Origin of the sequence: Thioalkalivibrio sp. ALE22 (assembly GCF_000381445.1) — a bacterium.
Classification (GTDB): domain Bacteria; phylum Pseudomonadota; class Gammaproteobacteria; order Ectothiorhodospirales; family Ectothiorhodospiraceae; genus Thioalkalivibrio.
Genome location: NZ_KB906504.1, coordinates 104,022 through 130,014 on the forward strand (window position 1 = coordinate 104,022; position 25,993 = coordinate 130,014).

The window sequence follows — 25,993 nt, forward strand, 5'->3', positions numbered from 1 at the left end:
CCCTGCGGAGAAAATCAATCTGTCCCAGTTTTTCGCTCATACCGCGTCGCACGCGCCGCCAGGGCCTTCATCAGCTGCCCCATCGCCGCCACCTCCTCGCCCGGCCCCAGCAACAGGTGCACATGGTTGGTCATCAGGCAGTAGACATACACCCGAATCTCCAGCGCACTGCTCAGCTCGCGCAGGTCCTCCAGGTACCGCTCGTAATCATCGGGCCCGGCAAACACCACCTGCCGGTTATGTCCCCGCTGCACCACATGGTGCGGTATATGGGGCAACACCACTCGCGCCATCCTTGGCATTCCGTCCCTCCCAAATCATCCCGCCCGCTCCCTGCGGAGAAAATCAATCTGTCCCAGTTTTTCGCTATCAATCACCTACCTGCCGGCTCCCTGAAGCGAAAATAAATCTGTCCCCGTTTCATGCTCGTCCGCACCCGCACCCTGAACTACAATCGTCCCGGACGGCACATCCCGGAGGGACCCATGCCCCGGAACACCGACTTCTGCCGCGTCGCTCTGTGGAAGCGGGCTCGCCCGCGAAAGCGGCAACGGCCTGGGTTCATCTCGTTATTCGCGGGCAAGCCCGCTCCCACAGAATTCCCGCGCCCTGTAGGAACGGCCTTGGCCGCGAACAGCGTACAAAAAGGGCACAGCCCCATTTATCCCGACACAACCTCCCCAACCCTGTCCCAGCCCAGCACCCGCACAGCCTTCCGCTGGTGCTCGCCCTCGCCCCCGTAAATAAGCGTCGGCGAACGAGCCATATCGCCGGCCAGCGCGGTCCAGCGCTCGAGCCCGGTGAAAAAATCCCGATTCAACGTCTGGCCGGACTTGATCTCCACCGGCATCAGGCCACCCGCCCACTCGATCAGCAGGTCGACTTCATTGCCATTACTGTCGCGCCAGAAGTGGAAGAGCGGCGGCTCGCCGCGATTGAGAAAGGCCTTGCGCAGCTCCGAAATCACGTACGTCTCGAACACCTGTCCGCGTAGCGGATGCACCACCAGCTGTTCCGGCGTCTGCACCCCCAGCAGCCAGCACAACAGCCCGGTGTCGTGGAAATACAGCTTCGGCGACTTGATCAGCCGCTTGTTGAAATTCGCATGGTGCGGCCGCAGGAGAAACAGCACATAGCTGGCCTCCAGCACCGAGATCCACGCTTTGGCCGTGTTGTGGGTAATACCGCAATCGGCCGCAAGCGATGACAGATTCAACACCTGACCACTGCGCCCAGCACACAGCCGAACAAAGCGCTGAAAGGCGTCCAGATCCTGCACCTGGAGCAATTGCCGCACATCCCGCTCCACGTACGCCGTCACATACGCCGGAAACCAGTGCCGTGGAGCCAGCGGCCGGTCATACAATGCCGGATAACCACCGGTAAACATCATCGCATCCAGAGCCGTTGGTGCCTGCCTGGCCTCCACCAACTCGGCATGGCTCAACGGCAGCAACTCCACAAACGCCGAACGCCCGGCCAGCGACTGCGAAATCCCGGACATCAACCCGAACTGCTGCGACCCCGTAAGCAGAAACCGCCCCATGCGTCCATCGCCGTCCACATGCGTCTGCAGATAGGAGAACAACTCCGGTGCCCGCTGAACCTCGTCCAGCACCGCCCCATCGGGGCACTGCGACAGAAACCCGCGCGGATCATCCAGCGCCAGCGCACGCACATCCGGATCTTCCAGGGAACGATAAGGACGGTCCGCCATCACCGTGCGTGCCAGCGTTGTCTTTCCGGACTGGCGCGGCCCCGTGATCGTGACGATGGGAAAGCCGCTCAACAGCTCCCGGACCAGTGTTTCGGCAGTGCGCGGTATCATGCGCACACCCTACCGCGACTTATGCCGATTGGCAATGGCCTTTACAATTTCCATACACCCGTCATTCGCGGGCGAGCCCGCTCACACAGGGGGCAGGATTTGGCGTGGGAGGCCAGCCCTCTGGCCGATGGGGTTGGCTGGCGTGGGTTATCGGCCAGGGGGCTGGCCTCCCACGGGGGGGGGGGGGGTTGTGCGGTGGTGGTCCGGGCCCGGGGTTCTGTGGGAGCGGGCTCGCCCGCGAAGCCCCCGCCAGTGAAGTGGATCCCGAAAGTGATCATCCCTGGAGCGAGGTTTGACGCGCAGGACCAAGGCACAACGTACCGGAGCGCCCCTCAAGCCGATTGCGATACCGCGTAACCCGCTCCGCCAGGGCCTTCATCAACCACCCCATCGCCGAGCCCTCCTCTCCCGGCTCCAGCAGCAGGTGCACATGGTTGGCCATCAGGCAGTAGGCATACACGCGAATCTCCAGCGCACTGCTCAGCTCGCGCAGGTCCTCCAGGTACCGTTCGTAATCCTCGTCCCCGGCAAGCCCTACCTGCCGATCAATCACCTACCTGCCGGCTCCCTGAAGCGAAAATAAATCTGTCCCCGTTTTCGCAGAGCACCGGTGGCTGCGGTTTGCGCGAAACGGGCTCTTCCGCGATTCTCCGCCACAGAAAAAGCAATGTTGGCCGCGAATTGCCTAAATCGAGTACCGGTCATTTCAATCGGCCGACGGCTCTAGCGATCAACCGCCCATATTCCGAGCCCCAATGCTGCGTCCCAAAGTGCACCCGCGCATACGCGGAAGCGCGTTGTCCAACTTCGTCCAGCTCCTTCCGGTTCTCCAGACACCACCGAATCCGTTCCGCCCAGTCTCCCGGTCGATCCTCGTCCAGAAGCCACCCGGTATCCCCGTCTGTTACTACTTCCGGATTGCCTCCAACCCCGCTTACCAACACGGGGACACCAATGGCCATAGCCTCCTGAACTGTGTTCGGCACACCTTCATCTCGAGAGGGCATAACCAGAAGGTCCGCATCCATCATAAGTTCGTGGATATCGGCCCGCCAACCTAAAAACTCGATTTCGCTGTCAAGGCCCTCCGCTCCGACCTTACGCTTCAACGAGTCGGCATACTCCTCATCAAACGCCCCCCCAGCAAACATTACTCGAATGGCATCATTCAGACGTACGCGCCGTAATTGTACAAGTGCATCAATCAAGAGCCTCTGGTTTTTCCGGTCGCAGATGGATCCAGCCTGAAGAATGACAAACGGCTCCCCCTCACGCTGCTCCTTCGCCAATCTTCTCGCCCGGAAAACCTCCACCGCCGCTAGGTCGATACCCGGAACCATCGCATGGAACTTGTGCCGATAGCGGGCGGCGAGTTCAGCACCAAAAATCGCGTCCGGTGCCGCCGAGTACTGAAAGACGACATCTACGGCTGCCCAAAGGCCCAAACGATGCAACCAGCGCACCAGACCTCGAGACGGGAGCTCGTAATCTACGTCCCACACAAGGGGACGCCGACTTAGCCACGCCCCTAGGCCACCAAAAGCAATACCCTTGCTTTCACGAATCCACACAACGTCCGCGCCTTGGCTCCGAATACTCTTGGCTACCCGAATGTTCTGAACCAACAAACAGGCAAGCGCTTTCAGGCGAAACACCACACCCCCCGCAAACAACGCGCCGTGCCGCGTACCAAGCACTCCCACCGGATCCAATTCCACGGTGGGTAACCCCATATCCTTCGCCGCCCTGAACAGCTCACTGTCACTAGGCGTCGCGATACACATTTCGATACCTTCCTCACGCAGGACAGAAGCCAGCGTCAGCAAGCGCCGGGGCGCACCCGTAAGCCCGCCCGGAGTCGCCATGTATGCAAAAACCTTCAAGCTATCATCCTCCGTCCATCGACTCCCGATTCTCCATTCATGCCACGCCAGTCGTTTCATCACATTCACTCTGTAAGGCCATAGCCCAGATAGGGCTCACCGATGTTTCTCAGAATGAACTCGGTGGTCAGGCCACCATAAATCGAGATAAATCCTAGTCTTCTGTAGAGCGACAGGGAAAGTCCTGCTATCAGGACAAACCAAATTCCCGCATCCAAGAACCGCCGCGAATAGGGAAATACCCAGTAGGCCCCCAAATAAAGAGCCAAAAACCCTATGGCCAAGGCGTGTCGACGCACGAACGCTCTACCTTCAGACAAAAGAATCAGCAAGATAACGCCCATCACGGCGAACAGGCCGCCACCCACGTCCACCTCCCCCTGATACCTCTCGACTTGCCGCGCAACTCCGCCGTCCAAGTGCCCCAAGGCCGCAATCATTAACAACGCCCCCCCCGCAATCCCTCCCACGAGCAGAATGCGACGCTCACGGAAGCGATTCACCATGCGAACAAAAATGTAAATTCCTACGAATAGGAAGAAACCAACATGGATAAACGGCGCCACCATCAAAAATGCCAACCGGCGCCCAGATCCAGCCGTGTGCAGCGCGACCAAAAACACACTGAGCGCCAAACCAAACCGTAAATGATGGACATGGTTCGTCAAAAAAATGGGATAAATCGACAAGAATAGAAATACAACCGCATAGCGTGGATTTGCTCGAAACGCAAGGAAGTAGACGACAAAGGATGGGAAAAATATCAGCGTACGAACTATGGCCTCAGGCGGCAAGAACGTGCTCAAAAACCAGTTTCCGTAGAGCCACAGTGGTTCGTTAAGAAGCAACGTAAGCAACGAATCCGACAAATACCGTTCGATCAGCTCCGGACTCCGCCAATCCGCGTACGCAAGATAGTTCGCTCGATCCGGAAACTGGTCGATCGGCAGCGATGCCAAAACAGCCGCAGACACAAACGCTAGAATGGCTGCCACGCCGTCCGTCTTGGTTTCCATCCGGAAATCACGCCCTCCCATCGAACCCCATCCCCTCCACGCCCAGCACCGTGCTGCCCCGGATTAGACACACTTTAGGACTCCACATCGTTCACAGGCTCCAGGCGATCCACAACAACCTCCTAGACTCCACCGCCACCAAGATGTAGTGGTCAAGTGATTTCGGACACCTCGATCGGTGTTTCGGCTGTCCATTTTCGCTCGTAGGCGTTGGGCGACAGATAGCCCAGGGTCGAGTGCCTTCGGCGCTCGTTGTAGAAGCCGACGATGTAGTCGGTGACGTCTCGGGTTGCCTCACCGTGGTTGGCGTAGTCCCGTCGCCAGACGCGCTCCATCTTCAGGTTGAGGAAGAAGCGCTCGGCCACCGCATTGTCGCAGCAGTTGCCCCGACGGCTCCTGCTGGCCCGGCCGCCGTGCGTCGCTTGTGTACTGACAGCTCTAGTCGGAGGGGACCAGCAGCCCCGGCTCGGGTTGCCGGCTCTGTAGCGCCATGCGCAGGGCACTGGAGGCCAACTCGGCGTCCATCGGACGCGCCATGGACCAGCCCACTACCTTGCAGTGGAACAGGTCCAGCACCGCCGCCAGATACGTCCAGCCGGTACGGGTCCAGATGTAGGTGATGCTTCTCACCCAGGCCTCGTTCGGACACGAGGGTTGGAACTGCCGGTCCAGGTGGTTCGCCACCTTCGGCGCAGCCTCATCCCGCTGCTTCGTGACCACGAACGCCCGCTTCCAGACCGGGCGCAGCCCCTATTCCGCCATCAGGCGGCGGACCCGGTAACGGCCGACCTCAACGCCATCGGAGCGAAGCACCGCCAGAACACGGCAACTATCGTAGGTCCACCCTGACTGTTCGAACGCCTCCTTAACACAAGGCCGGCGCGGGCGCCGGCCGCGCGTCTGCGCCGCATAGTAGCCCGACCGGCTCGCCTCCAGCAGATCGCAGACCCGCTGCACCGAAGCCTTCTTCGTCAGGGCCGTGATGCAGCGATTCATCACTTCAGTGCCCGGCCGAAGAAGACCGAGGCCTTTTTAGGATGGCCTTATCCTCCCGCAGCCGGCGATTCTCTTCCTCCAGCTCGCGGATCCCCCGTTGCTCCGGTGTGAGGGGCCGACAATCGCCGGCCGTCCAGGACCGATCCGCCCTGAGTTGCTCAACCCAGCGCCGAACGGCGGTCTCGCCGACCCCGCTGTCCCGCACCACTTGCGGCACACCCTGGCCCTCGTCCACCACCATATGGGCCACCCAAAGCTTGTACTCCGCATCAAAACGCCTGCGTCCCATATGCCCTCCTCGACCAGATCCCAATCATTCCTACGATCGAGGTGTCCACCAAAATTAGACGAGAACAACGGCTAAAACTCCGACTTTAACACTCCCACCGGAATTACTGATCTCAGCGAACCCGTCGCACCCCAACCACTTATGCGCACTCACGTGCCGTCAACGCCCTTAACCGAACACTCAATCACAGCTCGTATCTGACCCCGAATTTGATCATCTGAGAATCTCTTCAAACTCTCCAGCAGATCCTTCGGCGGAATCTCCCGCCGCAACACATCGAGGATCTTTACTGCTACATCCTCCGGGTCTCCAACGTTTGCTAGCGCACCCGTCTTCCCGTCCGCGATTACATCTGCTGGACCAGTTGGACAATCCGTCGACACCACCGGAACACCGTGCGCGATAGACTCCAGAAGAACGTTCGGAAATCCCTCATATCTTGATGTGAGGACGAGCACATCCGCGCCATAGAACAAAGATGCCGTATCATCGACATGCCCAAGAAAGTCTACCCGCTCTACAAGCCCAAGCGTCTTCGCCAAATCCTGCAGGCGCGCTAACTCTGGCCCCGCACCCGCAATCCGTAGGCGGCTAGCGCGGGTCTCAAGCACTCGATGAAACGCACGGAGCAGTGTGGCAACGTCTTTCTGCGCCGTTAAGCGCCCCACATACAGCAGGACGGGCTCGGCGGAACGCGTGCGCGGCGTTTTATATTTTCTATCTAGCGCTACGCCATTGGGCACGACTGACACCCTGTCATCCGGTACTTTCCAATAACCCCGAAACTCTCTGGCCATATCCTCGGTTAGGGCAATGACTGCGTTTACTTTTGAATACGAATACCGTAACATCAGCCGCCTGATTATGGCTTTGCGCCATGGGTATGAATTCAACAATCCGCTCGGTGAATTCGTTTCACGCAGGATAACTCGCCAGCTGTCCCTAGCAAGAGTCTTACAAAGCAGGACCGTCAAAAGGTTACTGGCCCCGATGGCAATAACCGCTTGCGGCTTTTCCTTTTGAAGTAGCCTGTAAAGTGGCGCCACAGCATCCCAATTCGTCGTAGCAGAAAGGCTGACTCGAATATAGTCGCACGACGCGCTCTTATGCACCGACCTGGTCGGATCTCTCCCATACGCCAGGGTGACACGATACCCTAGGTTCGCCGCCTCCTCCGCATACTTGATCGCGTTCTTCCCAGCGCCACCTCCCAAACTCAACGTATAAATTATGAGTCCCGACACATCTTCTCCATTACGGAACGACCGAAGTTTGTTTCTCGCCAGGCCAGCTTCCGTTCGTCAACACACCCAATTCTAGAGCGAACTTCCATAACTAACCGCCGTTACGAGTTTTTGACCTGCGGCCACATAACATATCGCGCAGCTTGTTCTTGACATCCGGCGGCAACAGGAAAACTCGGACCAACGCATACACGTTCTGCCAAGTGAGGCGGCGCTCCCGAACGAGTTCCCGAAAAATTCTCACGATGCCCTTGAGGCACCTATCAACTGCGGCCCGCCGCGCTACGATTTGCAGCAGAGCAGTCACTCTCGCCTCTGGCTCTATAAGACACTTATTACGAACATACCATCTCCAAGCTGCTTCATAATCGCCGCTTCGACTGAGTCTCGCACCTTCACTATACCCCCTCTCAACGATTACGGCCGGCACCACGAGCATCTGTAAGCTACGCCCTATATTCAGAAGCCATTCGGTGTCCTCAAGCAAATTCTCAGTCTCATTGAAACGTACTTCCTTGCAGACCTGGGCAGGGACGAGCAACGTCGATGTGCTGACGTCTCCCCGTCCAGAGAGGATTGCCCGACTGACACTTGCCACTTCAGCCGTCTGGGTGCGAGGGCGCAAACGACTAGAACCATCCCACAGACACGTACGTTCCACACCCGCTAGTACTAGCTGGGTACAACCTGACCCACGTAATGCGCGGAACTGCCTTTCGAGCTTTTCTTCCAACCACCAGTCATCATCATCAAGTAACGCTACCCAAGTCCCTTTGGCATGTGCAATTCCGAAGTTACGGGTCGCTCCGGCCGACCCATGCCACTGCGCCTCGAGGTATCGCAACCGTTCATCGTTGATATCGCGGAGCAACCGCCTCTTTTTAGGATCAGGGCCGTCATTGACAACAATGACCTCGACTGGGGCCAACGTCTGGCCTAAAGCGCTTTGCGCAGCACGCAAGACCTCCGTGTGGCGCCTATACGAAGGAATGATGACTGAGACCGCCGGAAAAGCTTCCCCGGAATCTTCTTGAAACTGGTTGGGCTTGTCTTCCGTCATATTGAATCGTCATGAGATCGAGGTTACGAAAACAACAAGAACACGAGTGTTCCATTTTATTAATTGCCGGCGACGACGCTACGGTGCTCTACCTAACGTTCGTTAACTAGGAACTCACTGGCTCCCCCACGGCCGCACGTTTCGCCCCACACACCCGAGACTCTACACCCCATGCCCCCAAACTCAGTATGACATTCAATAGAATCCCAACGGCCAAAAGGATTAGCGTCCTCCAGTAGCGGAGGCGCCTGCGTCGCGGCCTCTTCACAAACGAAAAACTACACCGACAACCCCCAGCCCGACGCTCTCCCAACGCACATACACCATCCCAACGATGAGGCCAAAGCGATTGGTGACGCAACGACGAAGGCTCGATCCGGACTCCCCCCTTTACCTGAAAGCCGAGGAGCTTCAAATCACGTTAAATCCAATATACCCAGCCGCTCCAAAGACCTTCCCGAGGACAAACCACGCGCCGCGAGCCTTAAAAGCATCTCGAACCCCGCCTTCGCGGCAAACGCAGTCCAAGCTGCCAGCCAACCTACCCCCTAGCCTTCACGCTGGAGGACGTACTTGTCGAGGAAGTACTTTGAATCGCGAACATGTCTCTCCATCAACTGGCGGACCGATGCCCAGTCCACGCCCTTTAGGCGACTCACGGGATCGCGTTCACAATCCGCCGGGTAGATCAAAGCGCCCTTGAGCCCGAACCGGTTACACGCATCCTCCAACCTCGGAACGGCCTTCTCATCTCCTGGCACGACAAGTACGGGCACGCCGGACCTCAGGGAAAACATGGTTCCATGAAACGATTTTGTAACGACAAACCTTGCTTGCTGGATTGCCGAAATCCACTCTTTTGGGCCCACAGAAGAGAGGTTCACCTCCGCGCTAGATTCACGATGATTATCCTCCATGGCTATCGAGACAACTGGAAGGCCATACTCTTCGGACAGAGATCTCGAAACCCTATCACCATTCTCGGAAAATCCATAGTACAAGATGTAATCTTCGGGAACGCCTAGATCACTCTTGCTTATACCGAAGGAAAGCTCATTCAAGAGGGATGGATCGACGACAACCTCAACAGCAGTGTCCGATACCCCCGCTACTTTATCTCTTGTGAACCCGTCTCGAACACTGATACCGGAAAACCGGGAAAGACCGTCCTCATAACGTTCAAACTCCGCCGATCCCCGTCCGACCCCATACGAACAAGCAGCGTACGCAACCTTATTGATCGAGTCAGGAACGGACATGAGCAGGTAGGTCTCCATCGCCTTTTTTCCGAACCGTGGGGCCCAGACCTGATCACTACCTACCACGATTGACGTTAAGTCGGATGCTGAATTCAAATATCGGTTTAGGTTGTAGATTCTTCTCGTCAAATGCAGATGTTCTTTACGAAACGAATCAAACAAACGCTGTTTTTCGCCGGCCTTAAGCAACCCAGCTTGATTCAATATATGGAGCGCCTTTCTGGAGATACGCCCCCCTATGAGCAATCTCAGTCGGATATCTCGTAAAAGGGCGAATATCCAGAACCGCAACCCGCCCCCCTTTTTCTTTTAAATACTCTTGCAGAGCGTAAGTCTGCATCACCGCTCCATAATTGTAAACGTGATGAAATGTTAATATACCAATCATAGAAGTGCTCTTTTAAGATCAAAAAATAGTCAGAAATTGATACCACAGCACCAAGCACTGGCTATACCCCCCGGCAAGGATCTAGAATGAACCAAGCCAAGGCTCTGCTCGAAGATAACTAGCCAAGAAGATTGGGCACAAAGTGAAAAGGACATCTTAAGACACTTCTCTTTCCGATAAGAAACTGCTTCAATTAACAGAACTCATCCCAGACTTTAGTGTAAGTATGCGGCTGCACTTGTCGAGCGTAGTGAGGCGATGCGCGATAATGACCACGGTCTTTTTCAAAGCCAGAAGGTGGATGCCTTGCATTACTTCATTTTCAGTTACATTATCTAATGCGCTTGTTGCCTCATCCAAAACGAGGACCGGAGGGTCGTGATACAGGGCTCTAGCAATCCCGAGCCGCTGGCGCTGCCCCCCAGACAGCCGGACACCACGCTCGCCGACCACAGTGCTGTAGCCCTGCGGCATCTCGCTGACGATGAAGTCGTGCGCCTGCGCCATGCGGGCACAGCGCTCCACCTGTTGATGGTCGATCTCGTCGGTCGGTACACCCAGTGCGATATTCTCGGCCACCGTGGAGTCGGTCAGGAAGATGTCCTGTGGAACGTAACCCAGCGCCTGCTGCCAGGCGCGCAGGTTGGCATCGGTGATGGGCTGGCCGTCTACAAAAATGTCACCTTCGGTGGGGCGCAGCAAGCCCAGCAGCAGGTCCACCAGGGTGGTCTTGCCGGCGCCGGAGGCTCCAATGATGCCCACGGAGCTGCCCACGGGGATTTCGAGGTTGATTCCCTGCAGCGCCGGGCGCTCCGCATTCGGGTATGTGTAGTGGATGTTCTTCAACGTGATGGTCTGCTTGGGATTCAGCGGCTGCGGGGCACGCGTGTACAACTCGGCCAGCGCGGCCCGCTGGTGCAGGTCGTTGTAGACACCATCCACGGCGGCGGCGCCGAAACGCAGCTTGGCAAGGCCCTTGTATATGTGCTGGGCGGCCGGAAGCAGGCGGTATGCACCAAAGGCGTAGAGGCCTAGGATCGGCAGGATTTCGCCCAAGGCATTACTGTCGGTACCGCCCTGCGTAGCGAGGAGGACCAGGGTAAGCGCTATGACGCCACCAAAGCCGACAGCCTCGATGATGAACTTCGGGACCTCGCCAAGCGTCTGGTTGGTGGCCTGGTGGCGCGCCTGCCGTTTGGAGGGGCCATCGAATCGGGAGAGGTAGGCGTGCTCGCGGCCGAGGAGCTTGATGTCCTTGATACCGCCCAGTGCCTCGCTGGCGGCAGTAAAACGCTCCTGGTTGGCACGGGCACGGTCGCTCCCCACCCGGCCGAGGAGGCCGTGCACGGTGCCAAAGATGAGCGCATACATTCCGCCAATTACCAACGCCACACCTAGGGCCAGCCATGGGTCCACCACGATCAGCAGGATGACCATCGCTAGGACAACGACGCTGTAGGCAACCATCTGCACGCCGGGTCGGTACACTTGCGTAACGAGCAGATCCACCTCGGAGAGGATATTCTTGGCCATGTCGCCGCTGTGGCGGTCGAGGAAAAAGGCATAGGGCTGACGTAGGTAGGTCTCCAGCAGCCGCTTGCCGATGCTGTGGCGGCGCATCTCGACAAAGCGGTTCATCGCGTAGTGCGTGAGCGAGCGGAAGAAGGCGGAGAACAGGATAAGCCCGAAGGCGGCCGCACCCAGCGCGAGGATGAAGGCATCCACCGAGGTGAAGCCGAGGCCCTCGTAGACGGTGTTGAGCACCGGGTTGGTCTGCACCACTTCGGGGTTGCCCAGCACGCTCAGAAACGGCATGACCGAGGCGACGCCGGCGGTTTCCAGCACGGCCATGACGATGACCATGCCGAGCACGAGGCCGCCGCGGCGTTTTTCCTTGGGGGTTAGGAGGGCCAGGGCTTTGCGGTAGGTGCTGAACATTGCTGGGTACTGGATTCCGGGTTCTGGGTGCTGCAGGGGGCAGCGCGTGCGAGAGGTGGTATGGCTCGCCTGGGTTTTCGCGTGCGAGCACGCTCCTACAGGGGTGTGTTCAGCGGTTGAACGCGGATTGGACCATGGTTGCGGGGTTCGCCTCAAGGCTTGGGGATGGCTCAACACCGCAGGCAGCCCGCCCCCAGGCCTACTGGAGTATGTGTCGCGCCGCTTTTCGCGGGGCTGCGCTCCCACAACCGGTTACGAGGCGCCTCGCTCAGGAGCCTTTACCTTGCGGGCCTGTCCAGCGGTTTGGTCGAGTTTCGCGATCAGCCAGAACCCTTGAATAGAGCTGGTGATAGTGGTGGGCCACTGTGTCCATTTCGAAACGTTCGATAACACGCTGACGGGCTGCGCGGCCCAACCGTTGTCGCTCGCATGGCGACAATTTCAGCATTGCTGAAAGCCCCTTGGTCAGCGCTTCGTCGTCGCTGGCCGGCACAGCGATGCCGGTGCCGGCCAGCATGGCCGAGGTATCACCCACGTCGGTCGCTACGCAAGGGACGCCGGAAGCCATTGCCTCGCCAAGCGCATTGGGAAAAGCTTCCGACCGCGAGCTTTGACAAAAGACATCCATCATCTGCAACAGATGCGGGACATCGGCGCGCTCGCCAAGGAGCCGGAAGCGTTTGCGCATTCTTGACGGGATGTGTTCCTGCAACGCGGCATTCCTGCCGTCCGTCCCCCGTCCTACCATCAGGAAGGTGGCGTTGGGCCAGGTGTTCCCCAAACGCACTGCCGCACGCAGAAAGTTGGCGTGGTCCTTGATTGGGTGGTAGCGCGCCACGTGCCCGATGACGAGTGCATCGCCGGGTATGTGCAAACGGCGACGCATGCTTGCCCCTTCATCTGCTGCAGGACGGAATGCCGCCGGGTCGAACCCGCTCGGGATGACGTGGCCCGACCGGGGTGCAAAGCCGAAGGCCTCATGCTGTTCTCGGGATGCATGCCCGTTATAGATGAGCGCGTCCACCATTGGGGAGAGGGTGCGTCCGATACGGAGGGCCCAACGGGTTGAGGCTTTTTCGCCGGGCAAGTCATGAAGGCAGTGCATGACATTCCACGCCGCCGCCGGCGAAAGGCCCGGCAGGAGAGCCGTGAGGACGCTCGCTGCAAGGTTCCCATGGTACATCCACCCCTGGATAATCTGCGGTCTGAATGCGCGGCCGGCCTGCCACAGCGCACGCAGGGACCTTGGGGAGGGCCAGGGGCCACGAATATCCAACGCCTGCAGGGGCAAATCCTTGGCCTTGATCAGACGTCCGAAGGTCCCTTCATCGCGCAGCGATATGACTGCGGACTCGTAATGCTCACGATAGGAGTCATGCACCAGCAGGTTATAGAGGGAGCGCTCCGCCCCGCCAGTGCTCAGCCCTGTGATGATGTGAAGCACGCGCGCACGAGCCCGTTGGGAGGGGCGATTTTTAGCCGCCTCTGGGGCACTGTGTGCCGCCACCTGTGTCACAGCCATTTACCCAAGATTTGCCTCCAAAGTTCTGCGACACGCTCCACCGAGTAGTCCCGGCGCACCAGTTCCCGGCCGACAACACCCATGCGGTAGGCTGCCGTCGGGTCCAGAAGAAGTCCGCAAATCGCCTCGTACCAGTCCCGCTCTGTCCTTGCCGGCAGCCCGACTTCTGCCTCGCCCAGCAGGGTGCGATTCATGCCCACCGGAGAAGCGATCGCAGGCACCCCGGCCGCAAGGTACTGCAAGATTTTGAAGGCACACTTGCCCCGTTCCCATTCACCATCTGCCAGTGGCATCAAGCCGATACGCCATGATTGAATGCGTTCATATTCGATGCCGGGCCGCCATGGAACCAAGTCTGCCCAATGTTTCCATTGATCCGGGATCTTGGCCTCACCATCGGTGATGATCTCAACTCGGGCGCGACCCTCCGAACGGCAAACACGCTCCAGCGGCGCCGCGATATCCGCGAGATACTTGAGGTTTCCGGGACTGCCGATCCATCCAATGACGGGCAGGTCATCGCTGCCCCGTCGGCTCGGATCCGCCGCTATCTGGTACGCCTCCACATCGACACCAGTGGGAACAACGGCAACATTAGAGGTCCACTTCGAGTACCAATCCGCGAGATACTCGTTGCCACACACAACCCCTGCACAGGCGGAAGCGATCGACCGTGCCGCCCAGCCTCTGCGATAGAGATGAATTGCATCATCTACATCCAGGATACGCGGCAAACGGAACCACGTTTCCACAGTGGGTAGTGTCGAGACGAGCTCGCGCTGGAATACGACCGCGTCGTGAGCATCCAGCCTTCTGGACATTCCAATCCGCTCGACAAGCGCACGTACCAACCAAAGAGGACGCATCATCCGGTCCTTGGGCGGATAGGACGAAATCCGGGGAACAACCTCTTCCACCTCGACGCCTCGACGTGCAAGAGGGTCAACCAGCTGCGCAATCCTGTACCGACGGGAAGGGTCATCAGCAGAAGAAGTAATCGCAGCGATCTTCATCTATCAGGATGCTCCTGAAGCACAGTCTCCCAAAGATCGAAATCCGCCGCATAGTAGTTCTCGACAAACTCCCGAACCTGTTGGGAATGCAGGATGCTGCTCAGCTTGTTGTCTCTCGGTGTCATCAACACCCCTTTGCCCCACCTCGCAATCCATGGCCATCGTTGCGACACACCTAGCGAGCGAAAACCGGCGCGCAGCAACTCTCCCCCTGCCCGGTACATTGCGTTGCGGTACACATGGCTCTCGTTCTCCTTAATGCGCCCGCCCCCGTTCAACCCGCTCGCTACGTCACCCCCCACAACCTTCGAGATCTCTCGGAAGAACTCGCGGAGCCGCGCAATCGGATACAGATTCTCCACGAGCCGACTACCTCCAAGACAGACGTAGTCTGTCTGCCTCTGGAAGTGCACAAATTGCCTGGGGAGCGGTTCCGCCTCATCGGCATGCCGAGATAGATATGCAACCGCGGTATCCACCGCCTTCCCGATCTCATCCCGACTCATGGTTTCGATCCGTTTCTCCCCATGCATATTCACGTACTGCGAAAATGCCGACCGAAACCGGTCTTCCGGATCCCTCACAAGGGCGAAAGCCGGATAGGCTGCCACCTTCCCGAAGGCCTCCGGGAAATGCTTCTGTAGCACGCTTAACGGCAGATGCGCCGAGTCCACGACGCCAAGGACCGGGTGTTTCAGTGTGGGGTTCGAAAACCTGCCGCCCGTCTCGTCCCACGCGGACAATGCCTTGCGCACCGTTGTTCCGGCACATTTTGGGACGTGCAGAAAGACAAAACGCTTTTTGTCGCTGATAATCACGGGTTCTCCCGATGCAACGAAGTCCTGTCAGAGCCTACCTCCAGGTAGCGACCCATCACCCACGGAGCAACAAAACAATGGGTTTCCACCGCGCTACAAAACGAGTTCTTCGCACCGCCGGACGTTGCCTGGGGTTCATCGCCCAGGCACCTTACATGCGAAGGAAACCACAGGTCGATCCAGCCCCGAACGTTGCGCATGGGCACTGGCTCCCCTACCTGGTCGCTCAATTCGACCGCCCCGGCGCGGAAATTCTGGAAATCGGGTCCAGAAACGTCACCGGCCTATCCCCTCGCTCAAGCTTTCATCACGCCAGTTACACCGGGTTCGACTTCTATGAGGGTGATAACGTCGATGTTCAGGGAGACGCCCATCGCCTTTCGGAGTATTTCGCCGACAGCCAGCAATTTGACCTCGTGTTCTGTAACGCTGTCTTTGAGCACCTGCACATGCCCTGGCTTGTGGTATCTGAAATCAACAATTTATTACGACCCGGCGGTCACGTCTTTGTCGAGACCCACTTCTCGTTCCCAAGTCACGAAAGACCGTGGCATTTTTTTCACTTTACCGACATGGGCTTGAGAGCATTGTTCAACAGTGCTGTCGGCTTCGAGGTGCTGGAGAGTGGAATGTCCAATCCGTTAATCGGTCACTACCGTCGGGGGGCGAGCACGCGCCTGCGCTATCGGCCTCTCCTGGAAATGTACGCCCATAGCGAGATCCTGGCACGAAAGGTAGCGGATGCGCCGGCGACTGTCTGGAACCAAGCGCAGCTCGACCCGATCGTAGGCCACACACGCTATCCCGAACCCAGCTCGGTCCAGAAACACACTGACTAGTCAACGCGCCCTTCAGCGTATCCGCTCGATTACGACGGGAAGCCCATAAAGGAGGGCGTTCGCGCCGAGGCGGCGACATCCGCTGCCGCATCAGGGGAACTTCGTCGCATCGGCAAAGGCTGGCGCACCGCCATCTTTTTCCGATAACAGCGGACAGCCCTGTAAGGGCCAGTCAATTTTCAGGTCGGGGTCATTCCAGAGAATCGTAGCTTCGCAGTCAGGAGTGTAGAAATCCGTGCATTTATACTGTACTTCGGCCACATCACTCGTTGTCAGGAATCCGTGCGCAAAGCCAGGTGGGACCCAAAGCTGCTTCAAGTTATCGGCAGATAGCCTTACACCTACCCATTGGCCGAACGTCGGCGACCCTTCCCGGATGTCCACGGCTACATCGAACACCTCGCCCACCGTTACCCGCACCAGCTTGCCCTGAGGATGCGGGGGGAGCTGGTAGTGCAGCCCGCGCAATGTGCCCCGCACCGACCGGCTGTGATTATCCTGGACGAAGGTGACGACCTTACCGACTGCTTCATTGAGTTCTTTTTGGTTATAGCTCTCGTAAAAGAAGCCACGATCATCTTCGAAAAGGGCCGGCTCGAAGGTCAGGATATCCGGGATCCTGTGTTTGCAGATCCTCATCGAGAACCCTTCTCGTTAAGAACCTGCATAAGGTAGCGCCCGTATCCGTTGCCAATGAAGGAGTGTGCCAGTACTTCCATATCCCCGGCGCTGATCCAACCCGAACGATAGGCGACTTCTTCGGGACAGGCGACTTTCAGACCCTGACGCTGTTCGAGCGTGGCGATGAACTGGCTCGCATCGAGAAGGGATTCGTGCGTGCCCGTATCCAGCCAGGCATACCCTCGGCTCATGATGTCGACATTCAAACGTCCAGCCGCCATGTAGCACGAATTGATGTCGGTGATCTCGAATTCGCCCCGCGCAGACCGGACGAGACCCCTGGCCATCTGGATCACGTCGTTGTCGTAAAAATAAAGACCCGTTACAGCGTAGTTGGATTTTGGCTGCTCTGGCTTCTCCTCAAGGGAGAGCGGAATTCCATCGACACCTAGCTCAACAACACCATAACACTTAGGATCGTGAACATGATAAGCGAAAATAGAGGCCCCCTGATCGCGACTGCTGGCATGCAGAAGCAATTCGTCCAAGTGATGTCCATGAAAGATGTTATCACCGAGAACCAGGGCACAAGGGTCGCCGCCGATGAAGTCCTCTCCAATAAGAAAGGCCTGCGCAATTCCATCGGGTAATGGTTGCACGGCGTATTGAAAGTTGAGCCCCCACTGTTCGCCATCCCCCAACAGCTGTTCGAAGCGTGGGGTGTCCTGCGGCGTGGAGATGATCAGGATGTCGCGAATGCCCGCGAGCATCAGGGTGCTCAGCGGGTAGTAGATCATTGGCTTGTCGTAGACCGGCAGCAACTGCTTGCTGATCGACAGGGTGGCCGGATGCAGGCGAGTGCCGGAGCCGCCGGCGAGGATGATGCCCTTGCGCCGCATTAGCCCCTGCCTCCCGTTGCCTCGCAGGCGAGGATCTCGTCGAGGGCTCGTAGCGCACCGCCGCGCCAGTCCGGCAGTTGCAGGTCGAAAGTGCCCTCCAGCTTTGAGCAGTTCAGGCGGGAATTGCCTGGGCGGCGTGCCGCCGTGGGAAACGCCTCCGTGGATACGGCCTGGATGGCCTGGTCGGCAACCCGGACGGGCCAGCCAGCATCGCGGGCGGTGGTGAGAACCAAGCGGGCAAACCCATGCCAGGTCGTCTCGCCCGCGGCGGCCAGATGATAAAGACCGGCGATCTCCGCTCGATCCAGTGGTTGCGACAGGATCTGTGCGGCGGTGTCTGCGATGAGCTCCGCGCCAGTGGGGGCACCGAACTGATCGTCGATCACCTGTAGCGCATCGCGCTCGGCGGCCAGGCGCAGCATGGTGCGGATGAAGTTCCGCCCCCGGGAGGCATAGACCCAGCTGGTTCGGAAGATGAGATGCCGACAGCCACTGGCCTGGATGGCGGCTTCTCCTTCCCGTTTGGTCTGTCCATAGACGTTCAGCGGGCCAGTGGTGTCGTCCTCGCACCACGGATCGGCTCCGGTGCCATCAAACACGTAATCAGTCGAATAGTGGACCAACCAGGCTCCAAGCGCATTTGCTTCGGCGGCCAGGATCTCCGGCGCAGTCCCGTTGATGGCATGGGCCAGCTCCGGTTCCGACTCCGCTTGATCCACTGCAGTGTAAGCGGCAGCGTTGACGATCACGTCCGGTGCTACCTTTCGCACTGTGGCTGCCAACCGATCCGGTCGCGTGAGGTCGCCACACAACCCGCCCTCTTCCGTGCGTGTCGGCGCCGTGATTTCGCCCAGGGGAGCGAGCGCGCGTTGCAACTCCCAGCCCACCTGGCCGTTGCGTCCGAGAAGGAGGATCTTCATACAGCACGCCCTCGCTGGGCGTAATTCGCGTCGATCCACTCGCGGTAGGCGCCGGAGCGCACGCGTTCGATCCATTCCGGGTTTTCGAGGTACCACTGCACGGTTTTGCTCAGACCCGTCTCGAAGCTCTCCGTCGGCTGCCAGCCCAGTTCATTCGCGAGGCGGGTGTCGTCGATGGCGTAGCGACGGTCGTGTCCGGGGCGATCCCTCACGAACTCGATCAGGCGTGCGTAGGGGCCCTGCTCGTCCGGTACGAGTTGGTCCAGGACCGCGCATAGCGCGTGAACGACCTCCAGATTGGTGCGCTCGCAACGCCCTCCGATGTTGTAGGTCCTCCCGCTTGCGCCGTGGGCCAGCACGTGGCGGAGGGCCCGTGCGTGGTCCTCGACATACAGCCAGTCGCGGACGTTGTCCCCTCGCCCGTAAACCGGCAGCGGTCTGCCGTCCAGGGCATTAAGGACCATCAGGGGAATCAGCTTTTCCGGGAACTGGTAGGGCCCGTAGTTGTTCGAGCAGTTGGTGATCACGACCGGCAGCCCATAGGTGCGATGCCATGCACGCACCAGATGGTCGCTTGCCGCCTTGCTGGCTGAGTAGGGCGAACTCGGGGCATACGGCGTGTCCTCCGTAAAGGCCGGATCTTCCGGCCCGAGATCCCCGTACACCTCGTCCGTGGACACATGATGGAAGCGGAAGCGTTCTTTCGCTTCACCCTCAAGCGCCGACCAGTAACTGCGCGCGGCCTCCAGCATGTTGTGCGTTCCGGTTACGTTCGACTGCAAGAACGCGGCAGGCCCCTCAATCGAGCGATCGACATGCGTCTCGGCTGCCAGATGCAAGACCGCATCCGGGCGGTGTTGCCGGAAAACGCGATCCAGCACAGCGCGGTCCGCTATATCAGCGTGTTCGAACCGGTGGCGCGAATGCTCGCGAGCTGCGCCCAGTGAGTTGAGGTTTCCCGCATAGGTAAGCGCATCAAGATTGATAACTGTGGCATCAGACTCTTCGATGTATTGCCGCACCACTGCCGAGCCAATAAACCCCGCTCCCCCCGTAACGAGTACACGCATCACGCCCCCAATGACGACCGCTACTACCCATATCCAGGATGCCGGCCATCACGAGAGGATACTTTCTTCGTAGAGGCCATTCGGCTCGGGGCTCGAAAAACCCCTCTAGGTTTGCCTGTCGGCTTGGCACCTCGCCCCGGTCCAAGCTCTTCTCCGCCAGAATGCCCAGCGTCCCCATAAACGCATGGTATCTAAGCTAACAGCCCCTACCCCTATGTTCCAGCAGAGCCAGCGACGGCCCGCCACGCCTTGCACACAGAGGACAGATTTTCTGTACTACCGGGAGCGAATATGGACTTGGGCGTAGTGCCATAACGTGTCCCATGACGCACAAGGGCCACATCGCGCAGGGGGCTGCGCTCCTACAGGCCGGAATGCCTCAAAGACCGTACGAGGCCAGCCCCTGGCCTATGGGGCCTATCCAACACCCAAATCGGCCAGAGGGCTGGCCTCCTGCGTTTTCGGTCCGCATGCGGCCGGACAGGCGTTTACGCGTCAACGTGGAATTGGGTGGACATGCAGGCCCGGTACCTTTTGAAAGTCGCCATCGCCTGTCACGAAGGCGCCTTGCGGGTCGGCCGCGAGCAGGGACGCGGCCTCGATGGCGTCGGGTGTGCGCAGGCCATGGTGTGCACGCAGTTCCGTCGCCTTGTCCAGAACGGCCGTATCCAGCGCGATGACCGACAACCCCGGGTCGCCGAAAAACGCATCCAGCTGTTCCAGAACCGGGGTGTTCGCTTCGCGCAGCGGGCGTACGCGGCATTCCAGACGACTCAAGGCGGACACCGCCAGCGCGGGAGGGCCGTCGCCCTGCTCCAGATTCCTGAGTACCTGTCGGACCGACGCTCGGGTACGGGTATCACCCTCCAGGAGGTAGATGATGGCACTGGCATCCAGAAACGCCAGCATCAATCGGACCAGCCTTCGCGTTCGGCTTGCAATTCACGGTCCAGCTCCGCCCGGCTTCGGGGTGCGGCGGGCGATGCATCGTCTTCCAGCAATCGGTGCCACAACCGTCCCCTGGCCTCGGTACCCTCGGCCAAACGCTGGTAGGATTCCTCGCTCAGGATCACGTAACGCGGACGATTGCGCTGGATCACGTGCACCGGCCCCTTCTCCAGCGCCCGATCCACCGCGCTAATGCCGCGCCGCTTGATCTCCTGCGCCGAAATCACGTTCTCCATAAGTCCTCCGGTACTGATTTGAGAACCGATTATAGCACCCCGTAGGAGACCAGCCCCCTGGCCGATTAGGCATCACCAATGCCCCATCGCGCAGAGGGCTGCGCTCCTACAGGCGGGAATGCCCCAAGATCCGTAGGAGGCCCGCCCCCTGGCCGATTCGGGCAGCACCAGCGCCCCATCGCGCAGAGGGCTGCGCTCCTACAGGCGGGAATGCCCCAGATCCGTAGGAGGCCAGCCCTCTGGCCGATGGGGCGTTCGGCGCAACCCCACCGGTCAAAGCCAGATCGCATCCCAGTGAGGATAGTCACCCAGATTGCGCACCAGCCCGGCACGCAAGGGATTGGCGGCGATATAGCGGGCCCGCGACGCGAGGTCTTCTTCGCGGCGTACCGCGTGATCATGAAAGCCCTGCTGCCAAAGGGCCCGCCCGAGCCTGCGGGCGGTGACCGCCTTGACCGACCGCACGACAGTAGACAGGGACATCCCGTCGCCTAGCGTCATCAGCCAGTGCAGATGGTCCGGCATCACCACGTACGCCAGCGTATCCGCATGCCCAAGTGCTTGCGCGTGGCGCAGCGTAGTGACCAGGGCACGCGCGGCGACGAAGTCGCGGAACACCGGTGTGCGGTCCCGCGTGACGGTGGTGATGTGGTAGGTGCGCCCGGGCTCGGAATAACGGCCGCGGCGAAGGGCCTGGGCGTGAGGTTTGCCGTCCATGGCATCGCTCCCGGTGTCGGATTGGTGTGTCCGCCGAGGGGCGGAAGGGTGTCGTCTGCTCTTCTTCGGCTGGCAATGAATTAGATTCTGGCCGTTGGGGCTTTGTTCGGCTTCCTATCGCGCAGGGGGCTGCGCTCTTGTAGGAGGCCAGCCCCCTGGCCGATTCGGGCGCTAGCCATACCCCCAATCGGCCAGAGGGCTGGCCTCCTACAGGTGAGGTTTGCCTCTCTGGGCTACGGGAATCAAGCGGCTCTGGAGCGCAGAAGCGGCCATGCACCCTGTTTGGATGCTTCGAGGATCACGACTTCGACGATCGTTCCGTCCTGTGCGTAGCTCACATGGGTATTCCAGTCCTGCGAGCATTCGCGCGTGATCGGCTTGTCCGAGAGGTGGAGCACCAGAGTGTCGTCCGCTTCGTCATATGTGGTCCGCATCGTCACTCTCTCCAGTCCAAGTGGTGCATAACGGTTTTGACCACCAACTGCTCCTTAAGGAAACACTGATTAATGTACACTCTCGCGTTGGTACCCCAGGTTTTCCGAGACAAGGCGCGTCGTGCAGCGGGTAGTGGTTCTACCCGCAAGCGGCGCAACGCAGGATCGGGGAACCTGGGGTGCCAACCCCGAAGGGGCTCGGCCGATTTTGCGCGGGAACAGCGTTGCGGCTCCTTTGTGCAGAGTGACTGCACGGCAGTCACCGCGCCTTGTTCGCACGCAAAAGCGACTCGAGCGCGAGCGTGTACATTAATCAGTGTTTCCTTAAGGATCACGGCTGCACAGACGAGATTGTCGGACCGCTCCTCGAAGTGTTTCGCCACCCAAAGCCGTATCTCATCCTTGTAACGCAAGTCGCCGCGCTCAAGCAATTCCAGGAGGTCGGCTTCGGAGATACCGCGCTGCTTCATGCGTTCTTGCGCGTGGCGAGTTACGGTCACCCGTCGTTCAAATCGCTGGGAATGCATTCCGTTGCCTTCGGTCAAGTCTTCTGTAGGAGGCCAGCCCTCTGGCCGATCGGGGGTATGTTCAGCGCCCCATCGGTCAGGGGGCTGGCCTCCTACACACGCCGTAGCCCCGGACCCGTAGGAGCCGAGCCCTCTCGGCGATTGGGGCGTTGGCTGGCTCCTATCGAGCTTGCGGCGAACCTCAAGGGTTGGGAAGCCAATCTTCGTGTGCGTGGCGCACCCGGAGAATATAGACGTCGCCAACCGGATCCAGGATGTAAACGACGATATGCGCCTGAAACGGGTGGATACGTACAGGCGGATCGATTTCGGCGCGTTCGCGGGCCACCAGCGGGTTCTCCGCCAGGAACCGGAACTGGCGCTCCAGCGCTGCGTGATACCGCCCTGCTTGGTCAAGACCGAACTCTGCTGCACCCTGGACGAAGATGGAGATGACATCCTCCTCCGCCTTTTCGCTCAGGTAAAAGGGCATTACCTACCAGGTCAGGAACCGGAACATTGGCGCGCCGCCCGCTCACGGAGCTCTTCCATACTGTGCTGGCCGGGACCGCTCTCCAGCGCTTCCGTGACGAACGTCTGGATGCGCTCGATCTTCTCGGCACGCTCCTGGTCGTGACGGATCAGATCGCGCACGTAATCGCTGACGTTGCTGTACCGACCGGATTCGGCCTGCTTTTCGACCCAGTTCTTCATCGGGTCGGGAAGCGATACGTTCATGGTCGCCATAGCCTCAAAAACCTCCAACCTTGATTGGCAATCTTTGCCATAATGGCAATGATAGCCATCCCGAACCCATTGTGCGACTGCACCCCCGGATCCCGGAAACCGCATCCCTACCCCGTCATCCACGAAGCCCCGGAGCCGTTATTGGGGATTTCCGGGATGACCGTCTACGTACCGTAGCCCCGAACCTGTAGGAGCCGAGCCTCTCGGCGATTGCGACGTTGGACAGGCCCCATCGCCCAGGTGGTTGGGCCCCTACGGGTATATGGCCCGGTGCTGTTTACGGGTTGCGGATGAAGCCCATGGCTTCGAGTTTGAGCAGGATGCGGTGGGCGGCTTCGTCCGGGGTCATCTCGCGGGTGTCGAGGCGCAGCTCGGGGTTTTGCGGCTCCTGGTAGGGGTCGTCGATCCCGGTGAATTCCTTGATGAGGCCGGCGCGGGCCTTGGCGTAGAGGCCCTTGCGGTCGCGGGCCTCGCAGGTTTCCAGCGGCGTGGCGACGTGGACCTCGATAAAGCCCCCTACTCGCTCGATCCGTTCGCGCACGCGGCGGCGCATATCGGTGTACGGGGCGATGGGGGCGCAGATGGCGCAGCCGCCATTCTTGGTGATTTCGCTCGCCACATAGCCGATGCGCTGGACGTTGATGTCGCGGTGCTCCTTCGAAAACCCCAGCTCGCTGGAGAGCTCTTTGCGCACGATGTCGCCATCCAGCAGCGTGACGGCGCGCCCGCCCAGTTCCATCAGCTTGACCCGCAGGGCGTTGGCCATGGTGGACTTGCCGGAACCGGACAGGCCGGTGAAGAACACGGTGAAACCCTGGCGGTCGCGCGGCGGGAAGCTGCGGCGAAGCTCCTGCACGACTTCCGGATAGGAGAACCACTCGGGGATCTCCAGGCCTTCTCGCAGGCGGCGGCGGAACTCCGAGCTGGGGAGGCTGAGGGTGTGTTCGCCCTCGCGCACTTCATTAGCCGGTACGACGTCCGCCCGGTCCTGCACGTAGGTCATCGCCTGGAACGGGACCATCTCGATGCCGATCTCTTCGGCATGGCGCTGGATCAGTTCCTGTGCCTCATAGGGGCCGTAGAAGGTCTGGTCGTCCGGGCCTGCTGCATCGGGGCTGGCATGGTCGCGGCCTACGATCAGGTGCGTACAGCCGTAGTTGCGGCGGATGATCGCGTGCCACAGGGCCTCGCGCGGGCCGGCCATGCGCATCGCCAGCGGCAGAAGGCTCAGCTGGGTGGTCTGCTCCGGGGCCTGGCGCAGCACATGCTCGTAGCAGCGCACGCGGGCGTAATGATCCACGTCTCCCGGGGCGGTCACGCCCACCACCGGATGGATCAGCAGGTTGGCTTCGGTCTGGCGCACGGCGCGGCGGGTGATCTCCACCTGGGCACGATGCATGGGGTTGCGCGTCTGGAAGGCGACCACGCGCTTCCAGCCGAGCTTCTGGAAGTACTCTCGCAACTCTCTCGGGCTGTAGCGGTAGGTGCGAAAGTCGTGGTGGACCGGGGCCTCCAGGCCATGCAGCGTGCCGCCCAGATAGACGGGGCCCGTGCGATGCAGCAGCTCGTTGACGCCCGGGTGCGCGGTATCGGTGGTGCCAAACACCTGTTGCGCCTCGCGAGTGCGATCGGGCGTCCAGCGATGCTCCACGTCCATCGCCGCGATGAGCATGCCCTCCGCGTCGCGCAGGGCGATGCGGCTGCCCTCCTCCACCTGCGCGGCGAAGGCTTCGGTCACGTCCAGCGTGATCGGCATCGGCCACACCGTGCCATCGGCCAGACGCATGTTCTCGAGCACGCCGTCGTAATCCGCCGGGCCCATGAAGCCCGTCAGCGGGGAAAAGCCGCCATTCAGCAGCAGCTCGGCGTCGCACTGCTGGCGCTCCGTCAGATCCCAGGAGGGCATATCCCGCGCCGCTTCATTCAATTCGCGGGCCGTCGCCTCGTCCACATAACGCTCGCAGAGCGTGCCGCCATACGGCGTAATCAATTCCATTCCGTCATCCGTCGTCGTCTCGCCTTCTGTAGGAGGCCAGCCCCCTGGCCGATTGGGCATCACCCGCGCCCCATCGCGCAGGGGGGCTGCGCTCCTACAGGGACATGCCACCGCCATACGAGCAGCCAGCGCGCGGGCCGCCACGGCGTGATCCATTCCATTTCGTCATCCGTCGTCGTCTCGCCTTCTGTAGGAGGCCAGCCCTCTGGCCGATTGGGCATCACCAGAACCCCATCGCTCAGAGGGCTCAGCGCCTACAGGGGAGATTTTTCATGGTCCTGGAGCTCGGCGCGGAGTTGTTCGATTTCGGCCATCAGGGTTTCGTGTTCGACGCGCTTGCGCTGGAGCAGGCGGTAGGCCAAGCGGGCCTTTTCGTGAAGCCCGCTCGGGGTGAGTTTGTACAGATAGGCCGAGCGGTTGTCGGAGCGGCGGAAGTTCTGTGCCTTGACCCACCCTCGATCCAGCACGGCCTTGAGGGCGTAGTGCGTCTTGCCGACCGACAGGCCCAGCGCTCGCGCAAGCTGGCGCTGGCTCATGTCCGGTTCGCGCTCCAGCAAGCGGAGCACTGCCAGATGAAGATCCTCGTCAATCAATGAATCATCCTGCCAGCCGGTAGCGTGTGGGAACGGTACGAGACAGCGCGACGCGACCGGGCTTTCGCATGCCCGGCCCGTCGCCACTTGGGTTGGGCCTGGCGTTCACGGGGTGAACAATTTCCGGATTCGATCACATCCGGGCGTCACATCGCAACGAGGCGCGGGCGCAAACCGTGAGCGCGCGCCTACCCTTCAAGCTCTGGGATGACG

The 25,993-nt window shown here is 60.0% G+C and carries 26 protein-coding genes and 1 pseudogene; 1 reads left to right on the forward strand and 26 read right to left on the reverse strand.

Annotated elements, in window-relative coordinates:
* Nucleotides 1-14 precede the first annotated feature (14 nt).
* The 13 genes and pseudogenes from F793_RS0107825 to F793_RS0107890 form a co-directional block, all read right to left on the reverse strand.
* A complete protein-coding gene (locus F793_RS0107825; protein WP_051080772.1) occupies nt 15-293 on the reverse strand; it encodes a transposase in 279 nt (92 codons plus the stop codon).
* A 368-nt stretch (nt 294-661) separates the two neighbouring features.
* Nucleotides 662-1,828, reverse strand: coding sequence for an ATP-binding protein (locus F793_RS0107830; RefSeq protein WP_026280858.1), 1,167 nt, complete (start codon nt 1,826-1,828; stop codon nt 662-664).
* A 274-nt stretch (nt 1,829-2,102) separates the two neighbouring features.
* Nucleotides 2,103-2,381, reverse strand: a complete 279-nt coding sequence (locus tag F793_RS0107835; RefSeq protein WP_018882227.1) for a transposase — start codon at nt 2,379-2,381, stop codon at nt 2,103-2,105.
* A 148-nt stretch (nt 2,382-2,529) separates the two neighbouring features.
* Nucleotides 2,530-3,711, reverse strand: a complete 1,182-nt coding sequence (locus tag F793_RS0107840; protein ID WP_026280859.1) for a glycosyltransferase family 4 protein — start codon at nt 3,709-3,711, stop codon at nt 2,530-2,532.
* Between the two features lie 65 nt (nt 3,712-3,776).
* The gene (locus F793_RS0107845; protein WP_018882229.1) at nt 3,777-4,727 is read right to left on the reverse strand and encodes an EpsG family protein; all 951 of its coding nucleotides are present in this window, start codon (nt 4,725-4,727) and stop codon (nt 3,777-3,779) included.
* A 152-nt stretch (nt 4,728-4,879) separates the two neighbouring features.
* Nucleotides 4,880-6,012, reverse strand: a pseudogene (locus F793_RS13995) (IS3 family transposase).
* A gap of 149 nt (nt 6,013-6,161) precedes the next feature.
* Nucleotides 6,162-7,256, reverse strand: coding sequence for a glycosyltransferase (locus F793_RS13695; RefSeq protein ID WP_081618681.1), 1,095 nt, complete (start codon nt 7,254-7,256; stop codon nt 6,162-6,164).
* A gap of 91 nt (nt 7,257-7,347) precedes the next feature.
* Nucleotides 7,348-8,316, reverse strand: a complete 969-nt coding sequence (locus F793_RS13700) for a glycosyltransferase (protein WP_081618682.1) — start codon at nt 8,314-8,316, stop codon at nt 7,348-7,350.
* Between the two features lie 548 nt (nt 8,317-8,864).
* Complete coding sequence (locus F793_RS13705) at nt 8,865-9,866, reverse strand: polysaccharide pyruvyl transferase family protein (protein WP_196800506.1); 1,002 nt, start codon at nt 9,864-9,866, stop codon at nt 8,865-8,867.
* A gap of 286 nt (nt 9,867-10,152) precedes the next feature.
* Nucleotides 10,153-11,901, reverse strand: coding sequence for an ABC transporter ATP-binding protein (locus tag F793_RS0107875; RefSeq protein WP_018882234.1), 1,749 nt, complete (start codon nt 11,899-11,901; stop codon nt 10,153-10,155).
* Between the two features lie 268 nt (nt 11,902-12,169).
* Complete coding sequence (locus F793_RS0107880) at nt 12,170-13,345, reverse strand: glycosyltransferase (RefSeq protein ID WP_018882235.1); 1,176 nt, start codon at nt 13,343-13,345, stop codon at nt 12,170-12,172.
* 68 nt (nt 13,346-13,413) lie between these two features.
* Nucleotides 13,414-14,436 carry a glycosyltransferase family 4 protein gene (locus tag F793_RS0107885; protein WP_018882236.1) on the reverse strand — a complete coding sequence of 341 codons (1,023 nt, stop codon included), beginning with the start codon at nt 14,434-14,436 and terminating at the stop codon, nt 13,414-13,416.
* Nucleotides 14,433-15,254 (reverse strand): sulfotransferase family 2 domain-containing protein, encoded by an 822-nt coding sequence (locus F793_RS0107890; protein ID WP_231366525.1) that lies wholly within the window; start codon nt 15,252-15,254, stop codon nt 14,433-14,435. Before F793_RS0107890 ends, F793_RS0107885 begins: the two co-directional genes overlap by 4 nt.
* A gap of 77 nt (nt 15,255-15,331) precedes the next feature.
* Here F793_RS0107890 and F793_RS0107895 point away from each other — a divergent pair, with 77 nt between their 5' ends.
* Nucleotides 15,332-16,093 (forward strand): bifunctional 2-polyprenyl-6-hydroxyphenol methylase/3-demethylubiquinol 3-O-methyltransferase UbiG, encoded by a 762-nt coding sequence (locus F793_RS0107895; RefSeq protein ID WP_051074726.1) that lies wholly within the window; start codon nt 15,332-15,334, stop codon nt 16,091-16,093.
* Nucleotides 16,094-16,183: 90 nt separating this feature from the next.
* Here the strand turns inward: F793_RS0107895 and rfbC are convergent, their stop codons facing one another.
* The 13 genes from rfbC to F793_RS0107955 form a co-directional block, all read right to left on the reverse strand.
* Nucleotides 16,184-16,732: a dTDP-4-dehydrorhamnose 3,5-epimerase gene (gene rfbC, locus F793_RS0107900; protein ID WP_018882239.1), complete on the reverse strand. Its 549-nt coding sequence runs from the start codon at nt 16,730-16,732 to the stop codon at nt 16,184-16,186.
* Nucleotides 16,729-17,613, reverse strand: coding sequence for a glucose-1-phosphate thymidylyltransferase RfbA (rfbA, locus tag F793_RS0107905; RefSeq protein ID WP_018882240.1), 885 nt, complete (start codon nt 17,611-17,613; stop codon nt 16,729-16,731). The genes rfbC and rfbA overlap by 4 nt, the downstream gene beginning before the upstream one ends.
* Nucleotides 17,613-18,533, reverse strand: a complete 921-nt coding sequence (rfbD, locus tag F793_RS0107910) for a dTDP-4-dehydrorhamnose reductase (RefSeq protein ID WP_018882241.1) — start codon at nt 18,531-18,533, stop codon at nt 17,613-17,615. The genes rfbA and rfbD overlap by 1 nt, the downstream gene beginning before the upstream one ends.
* Nucleotides 18,530-19,603 (reverse strand): dTDP-glucose 4,6-dehydratase, encoded by a 1,074-nt coding sequence (gene rfbB, locus F793_RS0107915; protein WP_026280860.1) that lies wholly within the window; start codon nt 19,601-19,603, stop codon nt 18,530-18,532. The genes rfbD and rfbB overlap by 4 nt, the downstream gene beginning before the upstream one ends.
* Nucleotides 19,604-20,098: 495 nt before the next feature.
* The gene (locus tag F793_RS0107920; protein ID WP_018882244.1) at nt 20,099-20,512 is read right to left on the reverse strand and encodes a PIN domain-containing protein; all 414 of its coding nucleotides are present in this window, start codon (nt 20,510-20,512) and stop codon (nt 20,099-20,101) included.
* The gene (locus tag F793_RS0107925; protein ID WP_018882245.1) at nt 20,512-20,787 is read right to left on the reverse strand and encodes a type II toxin-antitoxin system Phd/YefM family antitoxin; all 276 of its coding nucleotides are present in this window, start codon (nt 20,785-20,787) and stop codon (nt 20,512-20,514) included. Before F793_RS0107925 ends, F793_RS0107920 begins: the two co-directional genes overlap by 1 nt.
* Nucleotides 20,788-21,060: 273 nt before the next feature.
* Entirely contained in the window at nt 21,061-21,504 is a 444-nt protein-coding gene (locus F793_RS0107930; RefSeq protein ID WP_018882246.1) for a transposase, read from the reverse strand.
* 242 nt (nt 21,505-21,746) lie between these two features.
* The gene (locus tag F793_RS0107935; RefSeq protein ID WP_018882247.1) at nt 21,747-21,938 is read right to left on the reverse strand and encodes a DUF2283 domain-containing protein; all 192 of its coding nucleotides are present in this window, start codon (nt 21,936-21,938) and stop codon (nt 21,747-21,749) included.
* 2 nt (nt 21,939-21,940) lie between these two features.
* Entirely contained in the window at nt 21,941-22,465 is a 525-nt protein-coding gene (locus tag F793_RS14260; protein WP_081618684.1) for a DUF4258 domain-containing protein, read from the reverse strand.
* 181 nt (nt 22,466-22,646) lie between these two features.
* Nucleotides 22,647-22,937 carry a type II toxin-antitoxin system RelE/ParE family toxin gene (locus F793_RS0107940; protein ID WP_018882248.1) on the reverse strand — a complete coding sequence of 97 codons (291 nt, stop codon included), beginning with the start codon at nt 22,935-22,937 and terminating at the stop codon, nt 22,647-22,649.
* Between the two features lie 11 nt (nt 22,938-22,948).
* Nucleotides 22,949-23,191, reverse strand: a complete 243-nt coding sequence (locus F793_RS0107945; RefSeq protein WP_019592796.1) for a type II toxin-antitoxin system ParD family antitoxin — start codon at nt 23,189-23,191, stop codon at nt 22,949-22,951.
* Between the two features lie 277 nt (nt 23,192-23,468).
* Nucleotides 23,469-25,187: a bifunctional sulfate adenylyltransferase/adenylylsulfate kinase gene (locus F793_RS0107950; protein ID WP_018882250.1), complete on the reverse strand. Its 1,719-nt coding sequence runs from the start codon at nt 25,185-25,187 to the stop codon at nt 23,469-23,471.
* A gap of 254 nt (nt 25,188-25,441) precedes the next feature.
* Nucleotides 25,442-25,780, reverse strand: coding sequence for a MarR family EPS-associated transcriptional regulator (locus tag F793_RS0107955; RefSeq protein WP_018866789.1), 339 nt, complete (start codon nt 25,778-25,780; stop codon nt 25,442-25,444).
* Nucleotides 25,781-25,993 lie beyond the last annotated feature (213 nt).

What these genes read in the sequence shown, in the direction of transcription:
- F793_RS0107930 (WP_018882246.1), bottom strand. Translation starts at nt 21,504, where the DNA reads ATGGACGGCAAACCTCACGCCCAGGCCCTTCGCCGCGGCCGTTATTCC.
- F793_RS0107895 (WP_051074726.1), top strand. Translation starts at nt 15,332, where the DNA reads ATGGGTTTCCACCGCGCTACAAAACGAGTTCTTCGCACCGCCGGACGT.
- F793_RS14260 (WP_081618684.1), bottom strand. Translation starts at nt 22,465, where the DNA reads ATGCATTCCCAGCGATTTGAACGACGGGTGACCGTAACTCGCCACGCG.
- F793_RS0107935 (WP_018882247.1), bottom strand. Translation starts at nt 21,938, where the DNA reads ATGCGGACCACATATGACGAAGCGGACGACACTCTGGTGCTCCACCTC.
- F793_RS0107950 (WP_018882250.1), bottom strand. Translation starts at nt 25,187, where the DNA reads ATGGAATTGATTACGCCGTATGGCGGCACGCTCTGCGAGCGTTATGTG.
- F793_RS0107940 (WP_018882248.1), bottom strand. Translation starts at nt 22,937, where the DNA reads ATGCCCTTTTACCTGAGCGAAAAGGCGGAGGAGGATGTCATCTCCATC.
- F793_RS0107845 (WP_018882229.1), bottom strand. Translation starts at nt 4,727, where the DNA reads ATGGAAACCAAGACGGACGGCGTGGCAGCCATTCTAGCGTTTGTGTCT.
- F793_RS0107945 (WP_019592796.1), bottom strand. Translation starts at nt 23,191, where the DNA reads ATGGCGACCATGAACGTATCGCTTCCCGACCCGATGAAGAACTGGGTC.
- F793_RS13700 (WP_081618682.1), bottom strand. Translation starts at nt 8,316, where the DNA reads ATGACGGAAGACAAGCCCAACCAGTTTCAAGAAGATTCCGGGGAAGCT.
- F793_RS0107925 (WP_018882245.1), bottom strand. Translation starts at nt 20,787, where the DNA reads ATGGAGAACGTGATTTCGGCGCAGGAGATCAAGCGGCGCGGCATTAGC.
- rfbC (WP_018882239.1), bottom strand. Translation starts at nt 16,732, where the DNA reads ATGAGGATCTGCAAACACAGGATCCCGGATATCCTGACCTTCGAGCCG.
- F793_RS0107885 (WP_018882236.1), bottom strand. Translation starts at nt 14,436, where the DNA reads ATGAAGATCGCTGCGATTACTTCTTCTGCTGATGACCCTTCCCGTCGG.
- rfbD (WP_018882241.1), bottom strand. Translation starts at nt 18,533, where the DNA reads ATGAAGATCCTCCTTCTCGGACGCAACGGCCAGGTGGGCTGGGAGTTG.
- F793_RS0107920 (WP_018882244.1), bottom strand. Translation starts at nt 20,512, where the DNA reads ATGCTGGCGTTTCTGGATGCCAGTGCCATCATCTACCTCCTGGAGGGT.
- F793_RS0107830 (WP_026280858.1), bottom strand. Translation starts at nt 1,828, where the DNA reads ATGATACCGCGCACTGCCGAAACACTGGTCCGGGAGCTGTTGAGCGGC.
- rfbB (WP_026280860.1), bottom strand. Translation starts at nt 19,603, where the DNA reads ATGCGTGTACTCGTTACGGGGGGAGCGGGGTTTATTGGCTCGGCAGTG.
- F793_RS0107825 (WP_051080772.1), bottom strand. Translation starts at nt 293, where the DNA reads ATGGCGCGAGTGGTGTTGCCCCATATACCGCACCATGTGGTGCAGCGG.
- F793_RS0107875 (WP_018882234.1), bottom strand. Translation starts at nt 11,901, where the DNA reads ATGTTCAGCACCTACCGCAAAGCCCTGGCCCTCCTAACCCCCAAGGAA.
- rfbA (WP_018882240.1), bottom strand. Translation starts at nt 17,613, where the DNA reads ATGCGGCGCAAGGGCATCATCCTCGCCGGCGGCTCCGGCACTCGCCTG.